Origin of the sequence: Pseudarthrobacter polychromogenes (assembly GCF_014644495.1) — a bacterium.
Lineage (GTDB): Bacteria > Actinomycetota > Actinomycetes > Actinomycetales > Micrococcaceae > Arthrobacter > Arthrobacter polychromogenes.
On sequence record NZ_BMKU01000006.1, the window covers coordinates 190,502 to 204,316 of the forward strand.

General features: G+C 67.1%; 15 protein-coding genes. 12 read left to right on the forward strand and 3 right to left on the reverse strand.

Annotated elements, in window-relative coordinates:
* Positions 1 to 53: 53 nt before the first annotated feature.
* The gene (locus tag IEX43_RS11890) at positions 54 to 617 is read left to right on the forward strand and encodes a dihydrofolate reductase family protein (RefSeq protein ID WP_188811269.1); all 564 of its coding nucleotides are present in this window, start codon (positions 54 to 56) and stop codon (positions 615 to 617) included.
* A 16-nt stretch (positions 618 to 633) separates the two neighbouring features.
* Here the strand turns inward: IEX43_RS11890 and IEX43_RS11895 are convergent, their stop codons facing one another.
* The gene (locus tag IEX43_RS11895; protein WP_188811271.1) at positions 634 to 3,000 is read right to left on the reverse strand and encodes a glycoside hydrolase family 3 N-terminal domain-containing protein; all 2,367 of its coding nucleotides are present in this window, start codon (positions 2,998 to 3,000) and stop codon (positions 634 to 636) included.
* Positions 3,001 to 3,216: 216 nt separating this feature from the next.
* Between IEX43_RS11895 and IEX43_RS11900 the strand changes: the two genes are divergently transcribed.
* From IEX43_RS11900 to IEX43_RS20305, 10 genes are all read left to right on the forward strand, one after another.
* Positions 3,217 to 4,335, forward strand: a complete 1,119-nt coding sequence (locus tag IEX43_RS11900) for a Gfo/Idh/MocA family protein (RefSeq protein WP_188811273.1) — start codon at positions 3,217 to 3,219, stop codon at positions 4,333 to 4,335.
* 29 nt (positions 4,336 to 4,364) lie between these two features.
* Positions 4,365 to 5,315: a DUF6807 domain-containing protein gene (locus tag IEX43_RS11905; RefSeq protein WP_188811275.1), complete on the forward strand. Its 951-nt coding sequence runs from the start codon at positions 4,365 to 4,367 to the stop codon at positions 5,313 to 5,315.
* 2 nt (positions 5,316 to 5,317) lie between these two features.
* Complete coding sequence (locus IEX43_RS11910) at positions 5,318 to 6,049, forward strand: cupin domain-containing protein (RefSeq protein ID WP_188811277.1); 732 nt, start codon at positions 5,318 to 5,320, stop codon at positions 6,047 to 6,049.
* Between the two features lie 29 nt (positions 6,050 to 6,078).
* Entirely contained in the window at positions 6,079 to 7,104 is a 1,026-nt protein-coding gene (locus tag IEX43_RS11915) for a LacI family DNA-binding transcriptional regulator (RefSeq protein ID WP_188811279.1), read from the forward strand.
* Positions 7,105 to 7,157: 53 nt separating this feature from the next.
* The gene (locus IEX43_RS11920; protein ID WP_188811281.1) at positions 7,158 to 7,484 is read left to right on the forward strand and encodes a hypothetical protein; all 327 of its coding nucleotides are present in this window, start codon (positions 7,158 to 7,160) and stop codon (positions 7,482 to 7,484) included.
* A 94-nt stretch (positions 7,485 to 7,578) separates the two neighbouring features.
* Positions 7,579 to 7,926 carry an iron chaperone gene (locus IEX43_RS11925; RefSeq protein WP_188811283.1) on the forward strand — a complete coding sequence of 116 codons (348 nt, stop codon included), beginning with the start codon at positions 7,579 to 7,581 and terminating at the stop codon, positions 7,924 to 7,926.
* A 22-nt stretch (positions 7,927 to 7,948) separates the two neighbouring features.
* Positions 7,949 to 8,461: a mycothiol transferase gene (locus IEX43_RS11930; protein ID WP_188811285.1), complete on the forward strand. Its 513-nt coding sequence runs from the start codon at positions 7,949 to 7,951 to the stop codon at positions 8,459 to 8,461.
* Between the two features lie 220 nt (positions 8,462 to 8,681).
* Positions 8,682 to 9,059 carry a VOC family protein gene (locus IEX43_RS11935; RefSeq protein ID WP_188811287.1) on the forward strand — a complete coding sequence of 126 codons (378 nt, stop codon included), beginning with the start codon at positions 8,682 to 8,684 and terminating at the stop codon, positions 9,057 to 9,059.
* A gap of 582 nt (positions 9,060 to 9,641) precedes the next feature.
* Positions 9,642 to 10,511, forward strand: a complete 870-nt coding sequence (locus IEX43_RS11940) for a GmrSD restriction endonuclease domain-containing protein (protein ID WP_308422233.1) — start codon at positions 9,642 to 9,644, stop codon at positions 10,509 to 10,511.
* A 65-nt stretch (positions 10,512 to 10,576) separates the two neighbouring features.
* Complete coding sequence (locus IEX43_RS20305) at positions 10,577 to 11,494, forward strand: excalibur calcium-binding domain-containing protein (RefSeq protein WP_229666430.1); 918 nt, start codon at positions 10,577 to 10,579, stop codon at positions 11,492 to 11,494.
* A gap of 86 nt (positions 11,495 to 11,580) precedes the next feature.
* On the opposite strand, the gene IEX43_RS11950 is transcribed toward IEX43_RS20305, so the two are convergent.
* Positions 11,581 to 12,015 (reverse strand): ester cyclase, encoded by a 435-nt coding sequence (locus tag IEX43_RS11950; protein ID WP_188811289.1) that lies wholly within the window; start codon positions 12,013 to 12,015, stop codon positions 11,581 to 11,583.
* Between the two features lie 130 nt (positions 12,016 to 12,145).
* Positions 12,146 to 12,544: a DUF1304 family protein gene (locus IEX43_RS11955; RefSeq protein WP_104186288.1), complete on the reverse strand. Its 399-nt coding sequence runs from the start codon at positions 12,542 to 12,544 to the stop codon at positions 12,146 to 12,148.
* 120 nt (positions 12,545 to 12,664) lie between these two features.
* On the opposite strand from IEX43_RS11955, the gene IEX43_RS11960 reads away from it, so the two are divergent.
* A complete protein-coding gene (locus IEX43_RS11960) occupies positions 12,665 to 13,714 on the forward strand; it encodes a helix-turn-helix transcriptional regulator (protein ID WP_188811290.1) in 1,050 nt (349 codons plus the stop codon).
* Positions 13,715 to 13,815: the final 101 nt, after the last annotated feature.

A 13,815-nucleotide genomic window follows, 5' to 3' on the forward strand; every position in this document is an offset into this window, starting at 1 on the left:
GCCGCGCCGTACTGGCCTGTACAGCGGGTACCGACTCACGGGAAACTGACGCCATGCGCAAACTGGCCTTCGGCATGAACCTGAGCCTGGACGGCTACATCGCCGCGCCCGGCGATGACCTCGGCTGGAGCGTCCCGAGCGACGAGCTGTTCCAGTGGTGGTCCGACCGGGTGGGGGCGACAGGCCTGGCCCTATACGGCCGCAAACTGTGGGAGGCGATGAGCTCCCACTGGCCCACCGCCGACCAGCAGCCTGGCGCCACATCGGCTCAGATCGAATACGCCCGCCGCTGGCGGGACATGCCGAAGGTCGTGTTCTCCTCGGCGACCAGGACGGTTGACTGGAACACCCGCCTGTTCACGGGCGACGCCGTCACCGAGATCACCCGCCTCAAAGCCGACGACGGCGGCTCCATGGACATCGCCGGTGCCACACTCGCCGCGGCGGCCATGCGCGCGGGGCTGATCGACGAGTACGCGCTTGTCACCCATCCGGTCCTGGTGGGCGGCGGCACGCCGTTCTTCACAGCCGTGGACAACTGGGTGAACCTGAATTTAGTGGAGACCCGGACGTTTCCCGGCGGTGTGGTCCTGACCAGGTACGAGACCAGGCGCTGAGTGCCCGACGCCAAGCTCAGCCTTGCCGGGTGATCCTCACCGGCGTCAGCATTTCGCGGTCGAAACCCACCACGCGGCGCTCGCCGTGAAGGATCACTTCATGGGTGTGCACATCCTGCGTGCTTGAGGTGGCCACATGCAGTTTCACCAGGCCGGGCGTGACCACGCGCTTCAGGTCCACACCCGTGAAGGACATGCGGTCCGCATGCACGGTGAACTCGACCGCTGCCGAGGACCCTGCCGCGAGTTCCACCCGGGCAAATCCGATCAGCTCCCGCACCGGCCGGACCACCTCGCCTACCGGATCCTCCAGGTAGAGCTGCACTACCTCGGCCCCGTCGACGGTTCCAGTGTTGGTGACCGTGCAGCTCACGGTGACCGCTTCCGCCGTCGACATTGCAGGGGCGCCGGCCACGTGGTCCGAGAACGCGAAGCTTGTATAGGAGAGCCCGTGGCCGAAGCCGAACAGCGGCGACGGGTCCAGGGCGCTGACGCCGGACGGGCCGGCCAGCCGGCTGCGAAGGTAGGTGCCGGGCTGCCCGCCGGGGGTGCGCGGAACGGACACCGGCAGTTTGCCGGAAGGATTGACGACGCCGGTCAGCACGTCCCAGAGCGCCTCGCCGCCCTCCTCGCCGGGGAAGAAGCCTTGGATGATGGCGCCGGCGCGGTCCACGAAGTCCCCGAGCGCGTAGGGCCGGCCGCTGAGGACCACCACGACGGTGCGCGTCCCCGCGGCCTCGGCGGCCGCCAGCACGCGGTCAAGCATGCGGTGCTGGTCACCCGGGAGCCGGAGGTCGGCGGCATCGTTTCCTTCCCCGGATGTGCCGCGGCCGAAGAGGCCGGCGTTGTCTCCCACGGCGATCACGCAGGTGTCCACCCCGGCAGCGACGGTGCATGCCTCCTCGATCTGTTCCTCCGTGATGGTCTCGCAGGTGCCGGTGGCGGCGCTGCGGACGGATCCGAAACGGGAGGCGGCAGCGTCGATGACGGTGGGGATGCGGATACCCATTGGCACGTCAGGATGCGAGGCACCCACGTGGGCGTCGAAGGAGTAGCAGCCCAGCATCGCGAAGGGGTCCTGTGCCAGCGGCCCCACCACGCCAAGTGCACCGCCCAAGGTGCCGGGCAGAGGCAGCGCTGGGCCGCCGTCGTGCGTCCTGTTGCTCAGCAGCACCAGCGACTGCGCTGCGATCTCCCGTGCCAGGGCGCGGTTCACCGCAGGGTCAAGGTTGACGGTTCCGGCGGAAAGTGCCGGGGGCGCTGGGTTGAAGTCCGGGGACAGCAGCCCGGCCTCCTGCTTCTGGGTCAGCACCCGCCGCAGCGCGGTGTCCACCAGCGCCTCGGCAACCGAACCCTCGCGGACCCGTTGGTGCAGCGGCTTGCCGTAGCAGTTCACCGTGGGCAGTTCCACGTCCACCCCGGCGGTCAGGGCAAGGGCGGCGGCTTCGCCGGAATCGGCAGCAACGCCTTGGGTGACGTTGAGGAAGGCGACACCGAAGTAGTCGGCCACCACCGTCCCGGCAAAACCCCACTCGTCGCGGAGCAGGTTGGTGAGGAGCGCACGGTTGGCGGCCGCCGGGAGGCCGTCGGTATCCGTGTAGGCGTGCATCACGGAACGGGCTCCGCCGTGCTTGATGGCGAGTTCGAACGGCGGCAGCATCACATCGGCCAGCTCCCGCGGGCCCATGGACACCGGGGCGTGGTTGCGGCCGGCGCGGGACGCGGAGTAGCCAACGAAGTGCTTGAGGGTAGCCACGATCCCTGCCCCCTCCAGGCCCTCCACGTAGGAGCTGGCCAGGATGCCCACCAGGTACGGGTCCTCGCCGATGGTCTCTTCCACCCGGCCCCAGCGCAGGTCGCGCACCACGTCCAGCACAGGGGCAAGGCCCTGGTGGACGCCGAGCTGCCGCATCTGGTCCCCGATCAGGCCGGCCATCCGCCGGACAAGGGTGGGGTTGAAGGTGGCGCCCCAGGCCAGGGGCACCGGGAACGCCGTGGCCTTCCATGCGGCCAGGCCCGCGAGGCATTCCTCATGGACCTGCGCGGGGATGCTGAAGCGGGAGGCTCCCATGATCTGTTCCTGCGCGGCCGCCAGCCGGCGGGCACCCTCCAGCGGCTCCACGGGGACGGTGCCGTACATGCGGGTGATCTGTCCCAGGCCATGGGAGATCACTTCCTCCCAGGAACGTCCATCGCCGGCCATCTCGTTCTGCAGGGGAGCCACGGAGTCGCCGTCCGTTGAGGCATTGACCCAGACGCCGGCCAGCTGCGCCAGCTTCTCTTCCAGCGTCATCTCACGGACCAGGCGTTCGACGGCGTCGCTGCCGCCGGCCGGAACGCTGTGCTGGCTTAGTGCTTGCTTCTCGGCGGCACCGCTCGTCACGGGCTTCTCCTAGGGATAGTGAGTGTTTCTCTGAAACTATCAGAAACTTATTACAAGTTTCTAGGTCCTAAATCCTTGACGGGGGATCAAGAAGCTCCATACGGTTGATTGCAGAAGCGGGAAGAAGCTCAAGCCTGTGTTCGAAACTTCTGTATTTTCCTTAGAAAGTTTCGAATCTTTGACTGCAACAACATCTACTGCAACAACGGAGAAATCATGCGGACGTACAGAGTGGCCATCGTGGGAACCGGCGGGATAGCGGCGGTGCACGCGGACAACCTTGCCCGGACAGGAGGGAGGGCGGAGCTCGTTGCTGCATGCGATGTTGACCAGGGCAGGCTGGACGCCTTCGCCGGCCAGCACGGCATTGAGGGCAGGTACCTCAACCTGGCCGATCTGCTGGCCGGGGCCAAACCGGACATTGTGCATCTCTGCACCCCGCCCATGTTCCATATCGACCAGGCCATCGAGTGCCTGGAGGCGGGCGTCCACGTCCTGTCCGAGAAGCCGCCGGCGCTTAGCCTCGCTGACTTTGACCGGCTGGAGAAGGCGCAGGCAAAGGGTGGTGCCCAGTTCTCCTGCGTCTTCCAGCACCGCTTCGGCGATGCGTCGGCGGCTGCCAAAGAACTGATCGGAGCCGCGGAATTCGGCCGTCCCCTGGTGGCCCGCTGTGACACGCTCTGGTACCGGCCGGACAGTTACTGGGACCTGCCCTGGCGCGGCACCTGGAACGCGGAGGGCGGCGGACCCACCATGGGCCACGGCATCCACCAGTTCGATCTCCTCCTGCACCTGCTGGGCCCGTGGGAGGAAGTCACCGCCATTGCCACCCGGCAGGACCGTGCCACGTCCACCGAGGACCTGTCCGCGGCGCTGGTCCGGTTCGAGAACGGCGCGGTGGCCACCATCGTCAACTCGCTGCTGTCACCCCGGGAAACCTCGGAGATCAGGATCGACTGCGAGTTCGCCACCGTGGAACTGAGCCACCTCTACGGCTACAGCACCGACAACTGGACCATCACGGCCGCCCCCGGCCACGAAGAACAGGTCAACAACGCGTGGACAGGGCAGCCGCTGGAACGGGGGAGCGGGCACTCGGCGCAGTTCCTGGCCATGTATGCCGCGCTCGACGCCGGGCGTCCCCTCCCGGCCGGCGCGGACTCCGCACGCCAGACGCTTGAACTTGCCGCCGCTATCTACGCCTCCGCCTTCACCGGCACCCCGGTCCGGCGCGGCGATATCGTCCCCGGCCACCCCTTCTACGCCGGCATGGACGGCGAGGGGCTGGGCGCCGAAGTGCTGGACGCCACCGCCCTCCGGGCCGCCCGCGCCTGACAACCCGCAACTTTCAAGGAGACTTTTCAATGACCATGCCCGCAGCCACCACAACCCGCCAGCTCAGCGTCCTGGACGACGGCGCCGCCCTCAGCTTCACCGCCAACGGCCGGACCATCGCCACCTATACCTACAAGCCCACCGACGACCAGTACGAAAGCCCGCGGCCGTTCTTCCACCCGCTGACAACCCTGGAAGGCGACGAGGTCACCATTTCGCGTCCATGGGACCACGTCTGGCACAAGGGACTGTCCTGGGCACTGCCCAACGTGGGAAAGCACAACTTCTGGGGCGGTGCCACGTACACCCGCGCCACCGAGTACGCGAACCTGGACAACAACGGCGCCATGACCCACCAGGCATTCGCGGCGGTCAAGGAAACCGAAGCGGGGATCACGGCGTCGGAATCCCTTGCCTGGACGTCCCAGGACGGGGAACCTGTCATCGCGGAGAACCGCCGTTTCAGCATCCAGCTCCTGGACGGCGACGGCACGGAGGGCGCCTACGCCATCCTGTTCGAGTCCGAAATAAGCAACATTTCCGGCGAGGTCATCACCATCGGAAGCCCCACCACCGAGGGCCGGGACAACGCAGGCTACGGCGGGCTGTTCTGGCGTGGCCCGCGGTCCTTCACCGGCGGCGAGTTCCGCAGCCCGGAGGGAACGGGCGGGGACGAGTTCATGGGAACACGCTCACCGTGGATCGCCTTCACCGGGAAGCATGACGACACATGCCGGTCCTCCACCATCCTCTTCACGGAGGACGGCGCCAACCCCGGTGCTCCTACCCAGTGGTTCGCCAGGTCATCGATGTTCGCATGCCTGGGCTCGGCTCCGTTCTTCAGCCGGGAGGTGCCGCTGGAGGAAGGCTCACCCCTGACCTACCGCTACGCCGTGGTGGTCGCCGACGGCGCGGTGGACGGGACGCGCGCCGCAGCCTTGGCCGGAGCGGCGCAGCAGGCACTGGAAAGCTGGGCATAACCGTGGGATCCACGTTCCCCGGTGCCACCGGTCTTTCCGAGGTCACCATCTATGACTGGCCCGGCGCGGACGGCTGCGCCGGCGGTTCACCGCACATGCACACCGCCTCCACGGAAGCGTATGTGGTGCTGGAAGGCACAGGCCGGCTGGAGACCCTGAACTCGGACGGCTTCACCTCCACGCCGCTGGAGCCCGGGGTGGTGCTGTGGTTCACCCCCGGAACGGTGCACCGCGCCGTCAATGACTCGGGCGATCTCAAGGTCCTGGTGGTGATGCAGAACGCCGGGCTGCCGGAAAACGGGGACGCCGTGATGACGTTCCCGCCTCAGCACCTGATGGACGCCGAATCGTACGGAAGGGCCGCCGCGCTGGAAATTAAGGATGCCGACGCCGGACTGGCCGAAGGGGAAGAGGCGGCCCGCCGTCGTCGTGATTTGGCGCTGGATGGGTACTTGGCGCTGAAAGCCGCCGTGATTGAATCCGGGCCTGCGGCCCTCGCGGAGTTCCATGCCGCGGCTGCCCGCCTGGTGGCTCCCAGGACCGCAGCCTGGGCCGAACTCCTGGCTGGAGGCGCAGCGGGGCAGGCGGAGAACACCCGGCAGCAGCTGGCCTCTCTGGACGCGGCGGAAAGTTTCTACCTGGGCAAGGCGCGGACTACCATGGGGCAACGGAAGAATCGCAGGGTTTACGGCATGTGCGGCCGCATCCAGACGTGGGAACTTTCCGATAGCTAAGCCGGGCCTGTCCCGGCCGAAAGGACGGCTTGGTGAGCAAGCAGGACACGGGGCGCGCCACGATCAGTGAGATTGCCCGCGAAGCCGGGGTCTCCGTTCCCACTGTTTCCAAGGTGTTGAACGGGCACGCCCATGTGGCGGCGGAGACCCGGGCGCGGGTGGAGGAGATCATTGCCCGGCGCGACTATGCGCGCCGCCCGGCCAAGCAGCGGAAGAAGGCCGGGCTGGTGGACCTGGTGTTTCCGGGGATGGGCTCGGAATGGGCCCTGGAAATCATCGAGGGCGTTGAGCGCGTGGCGCAGCTTGCCGGCTACGGCACGGTGGTGAGCAGCCTCAGCCTGGACGGCTCGCGCATCCGCCCGTGGTTGGCGAACGTTGCCGAGCGGAAGTCGGACGGTCTGCTGATGGCGGTTTACCAGCTGGACGCCAAGCAGATCCAGCGGATCAAGTCGCTGGGCATCCCCGTGGTGCTGATTGATCCGGTGGGGCAGCCCGGCCCGGACCTGATGACGGTGGGCGCAGCCAACTGGGACGGCGGGTACTCGGCCACGCAGCACCTCCTGCAGCTGGGGCACAAGCGGATCGGCATGATTGGCGGCCGCGAGGACCTGCAGTGCAGCAGCGCGCGCGAAGACGGCTACAGCTCTGCGCTGCGCCGGGCGGGGATTCAGGTGGATCCTGCCCTCATGGTTCCCGGCGACTTCTCCATCGAGTCCGGCGAGGCCGCCACCCGCAAACTGCTGCAGCTGGAGGACCGGCCCACCGCGATCTTCACGGGCAACGATGACCAAGCGCTGGGTGCCTACCGGGCGGCGCGCGCGGCCGGGCTGAGCATTCCCGACGACCTGTCCATCGTGGGGTTTGACGACATCCCCGCGGCCGAGTGGGTGGAGCCCGGGCTGACAACCGTCCGGCAGCCCGTGGTGCAGATGGCCGAGACGGCCATGCGCGCGCTGCTCCGCCACCTGGACGGGGACGAGGAACTGCCCCAGCGGATCGAGCTGGGAACCGAGCTGGTGGTGCGCGGCTCCACGGCTCCACCGCGCAAAGGCTGACCAGCCGCCGGCAGGTCTGTTGCCCGCGGCCCAACGCCCATAGGGTGGGGGCCATGGCTGATACATTCCCGTCCCTGATTGAAGCATTCAAGAACATTGGCGTCTCCAGGGCGTACGGTTCCCCGGTCCAGCTCGGAGGGGAAGAGGTCATTCCAGTGGCGCTGGTGTCCTTCGGCTTTGGCGGAGGCGGCGAAGCCGGGCCGGACGGTGCCTCCGGCGGCGGTGGAGGCGGAATGGTGCTGCCGCTTGGTGTGTACCGGAACGTCGGCGGGCAGGTGTCCTTCCGGCCCAACACCGTGGTGGCACTGGTTTGCCTGGTGCCGGTCATTTCGGCGGTCGGGGCGGCGGTGCGTAAGGCGATCAAGGCCGCGAAAGCGTAGCGGGAAAGCCCGGTGCTACCTTGCCGCGCAGCGAGGTGCCGCCGCGCTGGAACCGGCCGTCCCGCCGTCGTACGCCCGGGTCTAGACTGACCGCATGGGTGACGTTGACGATTCCCTTGCCGCTCTGCCCGAACCTGAACGTGTCTGCCTGCAGCGCGTTATCGCGGCCGCGCGGCGTATCGTCCCGGACGCCGAGGAAGGCCGAAGCTACGGGATGCCTGCCCTGAAGCTGGACGGCAAACCGCTGATCGGCGTGGTGGCGGCCGCCAAGCACCTCTCCATCTTCCCTTTCTCGCCCGAGGTGGTGGACGCCGTCGCACCCAGGCTGGAGGGCTTCTCACTGTCCAAGGGCACAGTCCGCTTCACCCCGGACCATCCCGTCCCCGAGGACGTGGTGGAGGAGATGGTCCGGCTTCGGCGGGCGGAGATCCGCAAGAAATGACCGCTGCACGAAGGACGGAACCGTGAAAACCAACGAACTGCTGCTGGACGCCTTTGGCCGGATCCGCGAAACCGTGGAGGCCACCCTTGAAGGGCTCGACGCCGGGACGCTGGCCCTGCGGCCAGAAGGCACCGGCAACTCGATCGCCTGGCTGGCCTGGCACCTGGGCCGCGTGGAGGATGCGCAGGTGGCGGACGTCGCCGGCCGCGAGCAGGTGTGGACCGCGCAGGATTTTGTGGGCCGCTTCGGCCTGCCGTTGTCCCGGAAAGACACCGGGTACGGCCATTCCAGTGAGCAGGTGGACGCCGTGCGCGCTGAGCCGGGACTGCTCCTGGATTACTACAACGCCGTCCACCGGCAGACCGTGGACTTCCTGGAGACACTCGGTGATGGCGACCTTGACCGCGTCGTGGACACCCGCTGGGACCCGCCTGTCACCCTCGGCGTGCGGCTTGTCAGCACTCTCGCGGACTGCCTCCAGCACGTGGGACAGGCCGCGTACGCCAGGGGCCTGAAACCGCCGCAGGGACAGTAAAAATTACCTATTTCCGTGGGCGCAATTCGGTTCCATAATGGCCACGTAGGCTTCGGGGACCCTCGCGCCATTGATGGCTGGCGGGGCACGCAGAGTTCCAGGTGGCCGCCCCGGAAGTGGCGCGACGGGCGGCCATGTGCCCCGTACCGGACTGTCCCGGGGGAGCGCAGCCGGGGGAGAGCAACCGCCATCAGCGCGCACAACGCATAAAGGAATCACCATGCTCAAAGATTCAGCAATCATGGCTGTTCTTCCCGCGAAGGACATCAACAGGGCCAAGGATTTCTACCGTGACAAGCTGGGGCTGGAACCCTCCGAAACCATCGAGGACAGCCTGATGTACCGCTGCGGCAACGGCACCAGCTTCCTCATCTACCAGACCGACAACGCCGGCAGTGCCAAGAACACCCAGATGGGCTGGGAGACGGACAACCTTGAACGCGAAATGGAGGAACTGCGCGGCCGCGGCGTCACTTTCGAGGACTACGATTTCCCCGGCCTGAAGACGGAGAACGGCGTGTCCACCGACTCATTCGGAAAGGGCGCCTGGTTCCTGGACAGCGAGGGAAACATCCTGAACATCGCCCAGCGCGCGTAGTTCAGGGGGCGGTTCCCGAAGGGAAGATTACGACGGCGGCACGCGCCGCCGTCGGCCGCCGCACCGTGGTGCGCAGGGCTTTTTATCCGCAGTGTTACACCAAAGATCAAGGCGGGATCAAGGCAGAATCAACGTTGCCTCAGGCTTCCCGCAGTTTCCGCATTTCCGGGTTTCCCGGGAAATAGGCTCCTCACCATAACCACTTGTGGCTAAGCAAAAGGCCCGGCGTGCTGCCGGGCCTTTATTTGTTGGGGGAAAAATCAATGACGAACCATGGGACCGGGCTGGGGCCTGCCCCGTCGGCTTCGACGCCCGGACCGCGGCCGCGGCCACGGCGGAAATCCGGCGCCATCGCACTCGGGATCTCCCTGGCACTCTTCGTAGCCGGAGCCGCTTCGCTGCCTAAGGCATTCTCCGGAGACCTGGAGCCCGCCGCCGCGCAGAGCACAGCTACGGCAGCCCCCCTCCACAGCCAGCACGGCCCCATCAGCCGCGCCTCCACCGTCATCCGCTCCACCAGCCCGGGACACGGGCGCGCCGCTGGATCCAGAGACCACTGCCCTGGTGGCGCAGGGTGCCACGGTGGAAGCTCCAAGGCTGCAGCCTGCCTTCGCCACCAAGGCGGCCGACCTGCTGGCCACCCTGCCCATCAAGGGCCGTGCGCCCAAGACTGGATATGACCGCGCCTTGTTCGGCCAGGCGTGGGCGGACGTGGACCGGAACGGATGCGACACCCGGAATGACATCCTGGGGCGCGACCTGACGGGTATCACGTTCACGAACAGTGTGCCCTGCAAGGTGCAGTCCGGGATGCTGGCCGACCCGTACACAGGAACATCCATCAGCTTCCTGCGGGGGAGCGGGACCAGCAGCAAGGTTCAGATCGACCACGTTGTTGCGCTCAGCGACGCCTGGCAGAAGGGTGCCCAGCAGTTGACCACGGAACAGCGGACGGCGTTCGCCAACGATCCGCTGAACCTGCAGGCCACGGACGGGCCCACCAACCAGAAGAAGGGCGACGGCGACGCCGCCACGTGGCTGCCGCCGAACAAGGGGTTCCGGTGCGAATACATTGCCCGGCAGATTTCGGTGAAAGCGACATACCGCCTGTGGGTCACCCAGGCCGAACACAACGCGATGGCCGCCATCCTGGCCAGTTGCGCGGACCAGTTGGCGCCCACCAACCAGGCTCCTGCCGCTCCAGCGCCCGCACCAGCCCAGGCTGAGCCGGCACCGATCGCCGCGGCACCCGCCCCGGCTCCGGACGCGGTTCCGGCTCCCGTTGCGCCCGCACCGGTGGTTCCAGCGGCTGCCCCTGCTGCCCCGGCACCTGCCTACTACGCCAACTGTGCCGCTGCCCGCGCTGCCGGTGCTGCCCCGATCTTCGCCGGCCAGGCAGGTTACCGGGCCGGGCTGGACCGCGATTCTGACGGCGTCGCCTGCGAAGGCTGACCCACTGGCTTGGGGTTTACACGCCCCATGTGCATCACCATCACCACCATTTCCTAGGGGGAAACATGACCAATTATTCGAACCACCCATATGCTCCTGCGCAGCCGCAGCAGCGCTGGAAACCAACCGTGCTTTTCTGGATTGTGGCGGCAGTGCTGCTGCTCCTGCTCATTCCCTTCGCCTTGGTGGGTGGGCTGGGAATGGTGCTGTTTATTCTTGGCCTTGCTGCCCTGCTCACCGGGCTTTATGCATTCCTTTTCAAACGCCGGTCCTGGGTGGGGCTGCCGCACCGCAAGTCCGGCGGGCTGGTAGCCGTTTCCGGATTTGTTGCATTGATCCTGGGTGCGGGCGTAGTTGGTGCTACCGCTGCCCCGCGCGTGGATACGGACAAGGCAACCCTGGTCAGTCCCGTTGAACAGTCGGCAACGGCAACGGCTACGCCAACTCCCACACCAACGGCAACGAACCCTGCCAACTCCACCTGCGCTACGGCTGCTGAGACGCGCAAGCACAACAACCAAACGCTCATCTGCACTGCGGGAAGCGACCAGCGGTTGGTGTGGATGTCTGAGGCCGATTCACAGCGAGTCGTTGCCGAGAAGGCGGCAGCAGAAAAGGCGGCGGCAGAAAAGGCTGCTGCTGAGCAAGCCGCCGCTGAGCAGGCTGCTGCCGCGCAGGCTGCGGCGGAGAAAGCAGCGGCGGACAAGGCTGCCGCTGATCAAGCTGCGGCTCAGCAGGCTGCCGCAGAACAGGCAGCACAAGCAGCTGCAGCCCAGGCCGCGGCTGAGCAGGCGGCGCGGGATGCAGCAGCCCGCCAGGCTGTCCCCGTTGAACCGGCTCCCGCAGCGCCGGCGCCGTCGTCCGTTTACTACCCCAACTGTGCAGCTGCCAAGGCAGCGGGAGCGGCGCCGCTGTACCGGGGCCAGCCGGGCTACCGCCCAGGGATGGATGGCGACTCCGACGGCGTGGCCTGCGAGCGCTGACCATCTGCGCCCAGCAACACGATGCCGTGGATACCCTCGCAGGGTGTCCACGGCATTTTTGTTGGTTGGTCCTGGCGTTCCACCTGTCAGTGCGACGTCAGTTCGCGCATCAGTCCGAGCTGTCCCAGGAACTCCACCTGGTCGAAGTAGAAGTGGTGGGACGTGATTTCGCCTCCTTCGACCCGGGCGATATCGCAGCTCCGGACCCTGATCTGCTTCCCTGTCGCCGGTATTGTCTCTCCGGTCGGCAGGCTCAGCGGCCCGGTGTTTGTCCCTACGACGAAGCCCTCGTCAATGGCCACGTTCCCGGCCTCGTAGCTGTCACCGTGCTCGTACCGGACGTCGGGCATCGACTCCCAGAAGTGGAAGAGATAGGTGGTGATGGCGTCGCGCCCGGTCAGTTCCCCCTCGTCGGGGGTGTAGGCAACAGCGTTGGCGGCGTAGCACCGGGCCAGCGTCTCTTTGTCTTTTTCGTCCATGGCCGTGGTGAGACGGTCCATGACTTCGCGTGCCTGTCCCATTGTGGACCTCCAATTTTGGGCGGCCTCACGGAAGCGGGGGCCGCTTCGTGGATTGGCTTCGGCTGCTGCCGGAACCACTTTAATTGCACGTCCGCCGCAATATGCTGTCAACGGACACGGCTACCCTGCTTCAGAACGGCAGCGTCACCAGTGCCAGCAGGGCCGGAACGGTGGCGCCCAGGGTGCCCGGGATGCTGTCGCCCTTCTTCGGATAGTGGCCCAGCATGTCCGCCAGGAACATGGCCGGAGCGGTCAGCACCATGTTCAGGCAGCAGTAGACCACCAGGGTGTAGCCCACCACCAGGTAGCCCATGTTCACCGCGGCCACCCCCGCCAGGACTCCCAGGCCGATCACCAGGTTCCGGAACCCGGTGGGGATGGCCCACATCATCACGGCCGGAACGTTCCGCGGCGGGGTACTCAGGAACTTCTGCGCCCACGGCCGGTGCATCAGGAAGCTTTCCAGCGGGAACACCGCGATGTACACCACGGCGGCGAGGACCGCGAAGATCTGGGATACGGCGTTCATGAGGGAAGAGTACGACGCCGGTGCTCACCTTCCCCATCCCCTGCCAGGGTGTTCCGGGGTGCTCGGGGATTCCCCACTTTGGGGGATTGCGGTGCGGCCACCCGGGCGGATACTGGAGCTATGTGGGAGGAGCGCGCTGAGCGTGCCCGGCGGGACATCGCCGCCCTGGGCACCAGCGGAATGAACCTGGCGGAGCTCTACCCTGCGGCGCTCGCCGTGGTGCAGCGGACGGTGCCGTTCGAGCAGGGGTGCTGGGCCGGCGTCGACCCCCAGAACCTGGTGATGACGTCCATCACCAACTGGAAGCCGTGGCCGGTGCGGAAAGAGGAGTTCGTGGAGTACTCGGCCCGCTTCGCAGAGACCGAATACGCGGGCAACGAACCCAACACCTTCGCCCAGCTGCTGCGGCGTCCCTGTCCCATCGCACGCATGTCCGACGCCCCGCACCGGGAGGTGGTCCGCAGCGTCCGGATCAATGACCTGCTCAAGCCGCAGGGCCTGGAGCACGAACTGCGGGCGGCATTCCGGGTGGACGATGCCTGCTGGGGTGTCGGCAGCATCTTCCGCGATGCCGGACGTGACTTCACGGACCGCGAGGTGGAGTTCCTGGCTGCGGTGACAGCCACCCTCGCGGCAGCCACCAGGATCGCCGTGAGGGCAGGGCACCCAGCCCGGGCAGCCGCCGTCGGGCCTGTGATTGTCATTGCCGGCCCGCACGGGGAACTGAGGGCGGCAACCCCCGCCGCCGTTTCCTGGCTGGCCGGGGTGGAGGATGCCTTGCCGGGCCGTTTCAGCATGGTGCTGTACTCGCTGGTGGCGCAGGCCTCCGCCGCAGTGTCCGGTACGGCCAGAGCCAGGATGCGCGACGCCGGGAACAACTGGGTGGTGCTGCAGGCCAGCCGCCTGATCACCGGTGACGATCCCGAGCAGATGGTGGTCACCGTGGAGCCCGCAACCACCCATGACCTGGCCACCCTGCTGCTGGCCGCGTATGGCGTCACGGCACGCGAGCAGGAGGTCTGCCTGGAGGTGCTGTCCGGTAATCCGACGGCGGACATCGCCCGGCACCTGTTCATCTCGCCGCACACTGTGCATGACCACCTGAAGTCGCTCTTCGAGAAGGTGGGCGTGGGCAGCCGCGGCGAACTGGTGGCCAGGCTGGTGGCCTGAAGGCCCCGGCGCTGCCCTGGAAACGCGCCACAGCGCCAGTACTGTACGGCCCTTCCACGCCGGTGCGCGCGCTTGTATGCTGTGGATCGGAGAGCCGGGAA

Excerpts from the sequence above, each read along its gene's own strand:
- IEX43_RS11890 (WP_188811269.1), top strand. The coding sequence starts at position 54 with ATGCGCAAACTGGCCTTCGGCATGAACCTGAGCCTGGACGGCTACATC.
- IEX43_RS11900 (WP_188811273.1), top strand. The coding sequence starts at position 3,217 with ATGCGGACGTACAGAGTGGCCATCGTGGGAACCGGCGGGATAGCGGCG.
- IEX43_RS11905 (WP_188811275.1), top strand. The coding sequence starts at position 4,365 with ATGACCATGCCCGCAGCCACCACAACCCGCCAGCTCAGCGTCCTGGAC.
- IEX43_RS11920 (WP_188811281.1), top strand. The coding sequence starts at position 7,158 with ATGGCTGATACATTCCCGTCCCTGATTGAAGCATTCAAGAACATTGGC.
- IEX43_RS11925 (WP_188811283.1), top strand. The coding sequence starts at position 7,579 with ATGGGTGACGTTGACGATTCCCTTGCCGCTCTGCCCGAACCTGAACGT.
- IEX43_RS11935 (WP_188811287.1), top strand. The coding sequence starts at position 8,682 with ATGCTCAAAGATTCAGCAATCATGGCTGTTCTTCCCGCGAAGGACATC.
- IEX43_RS20305 (WP_229666430.1), top strand. The coding sequence starts at position 10,577 with ATGACCAATTATTCGAACCACCCATATGCTCCTGCGCAGCCGCAGCAG.
- IEX43_RS11950 (WP_188811289.1), bottom strand. The coding sequence starts at position 12,015 with ATGGGACAGGCACGCGAAGTCATGGACCGTCTCACCACGGCCATGGAC.
- IEX43_RS11955 (WP_104186288.1), bottom strand. The coding sequence starts at position 12,544 with ATGAACGCCGTATCCCAGATCTTCGCGGTCCTCGCCGCCGTGGTGTAC.
- IEX43_RS11960 (WP_188811290.1), top strand. The coding sequence starts at position 12,665 with ATGTGGGAGGAGCGCGCTGAGCGTGCCCGGCGGGACATCGCCGCCCTG.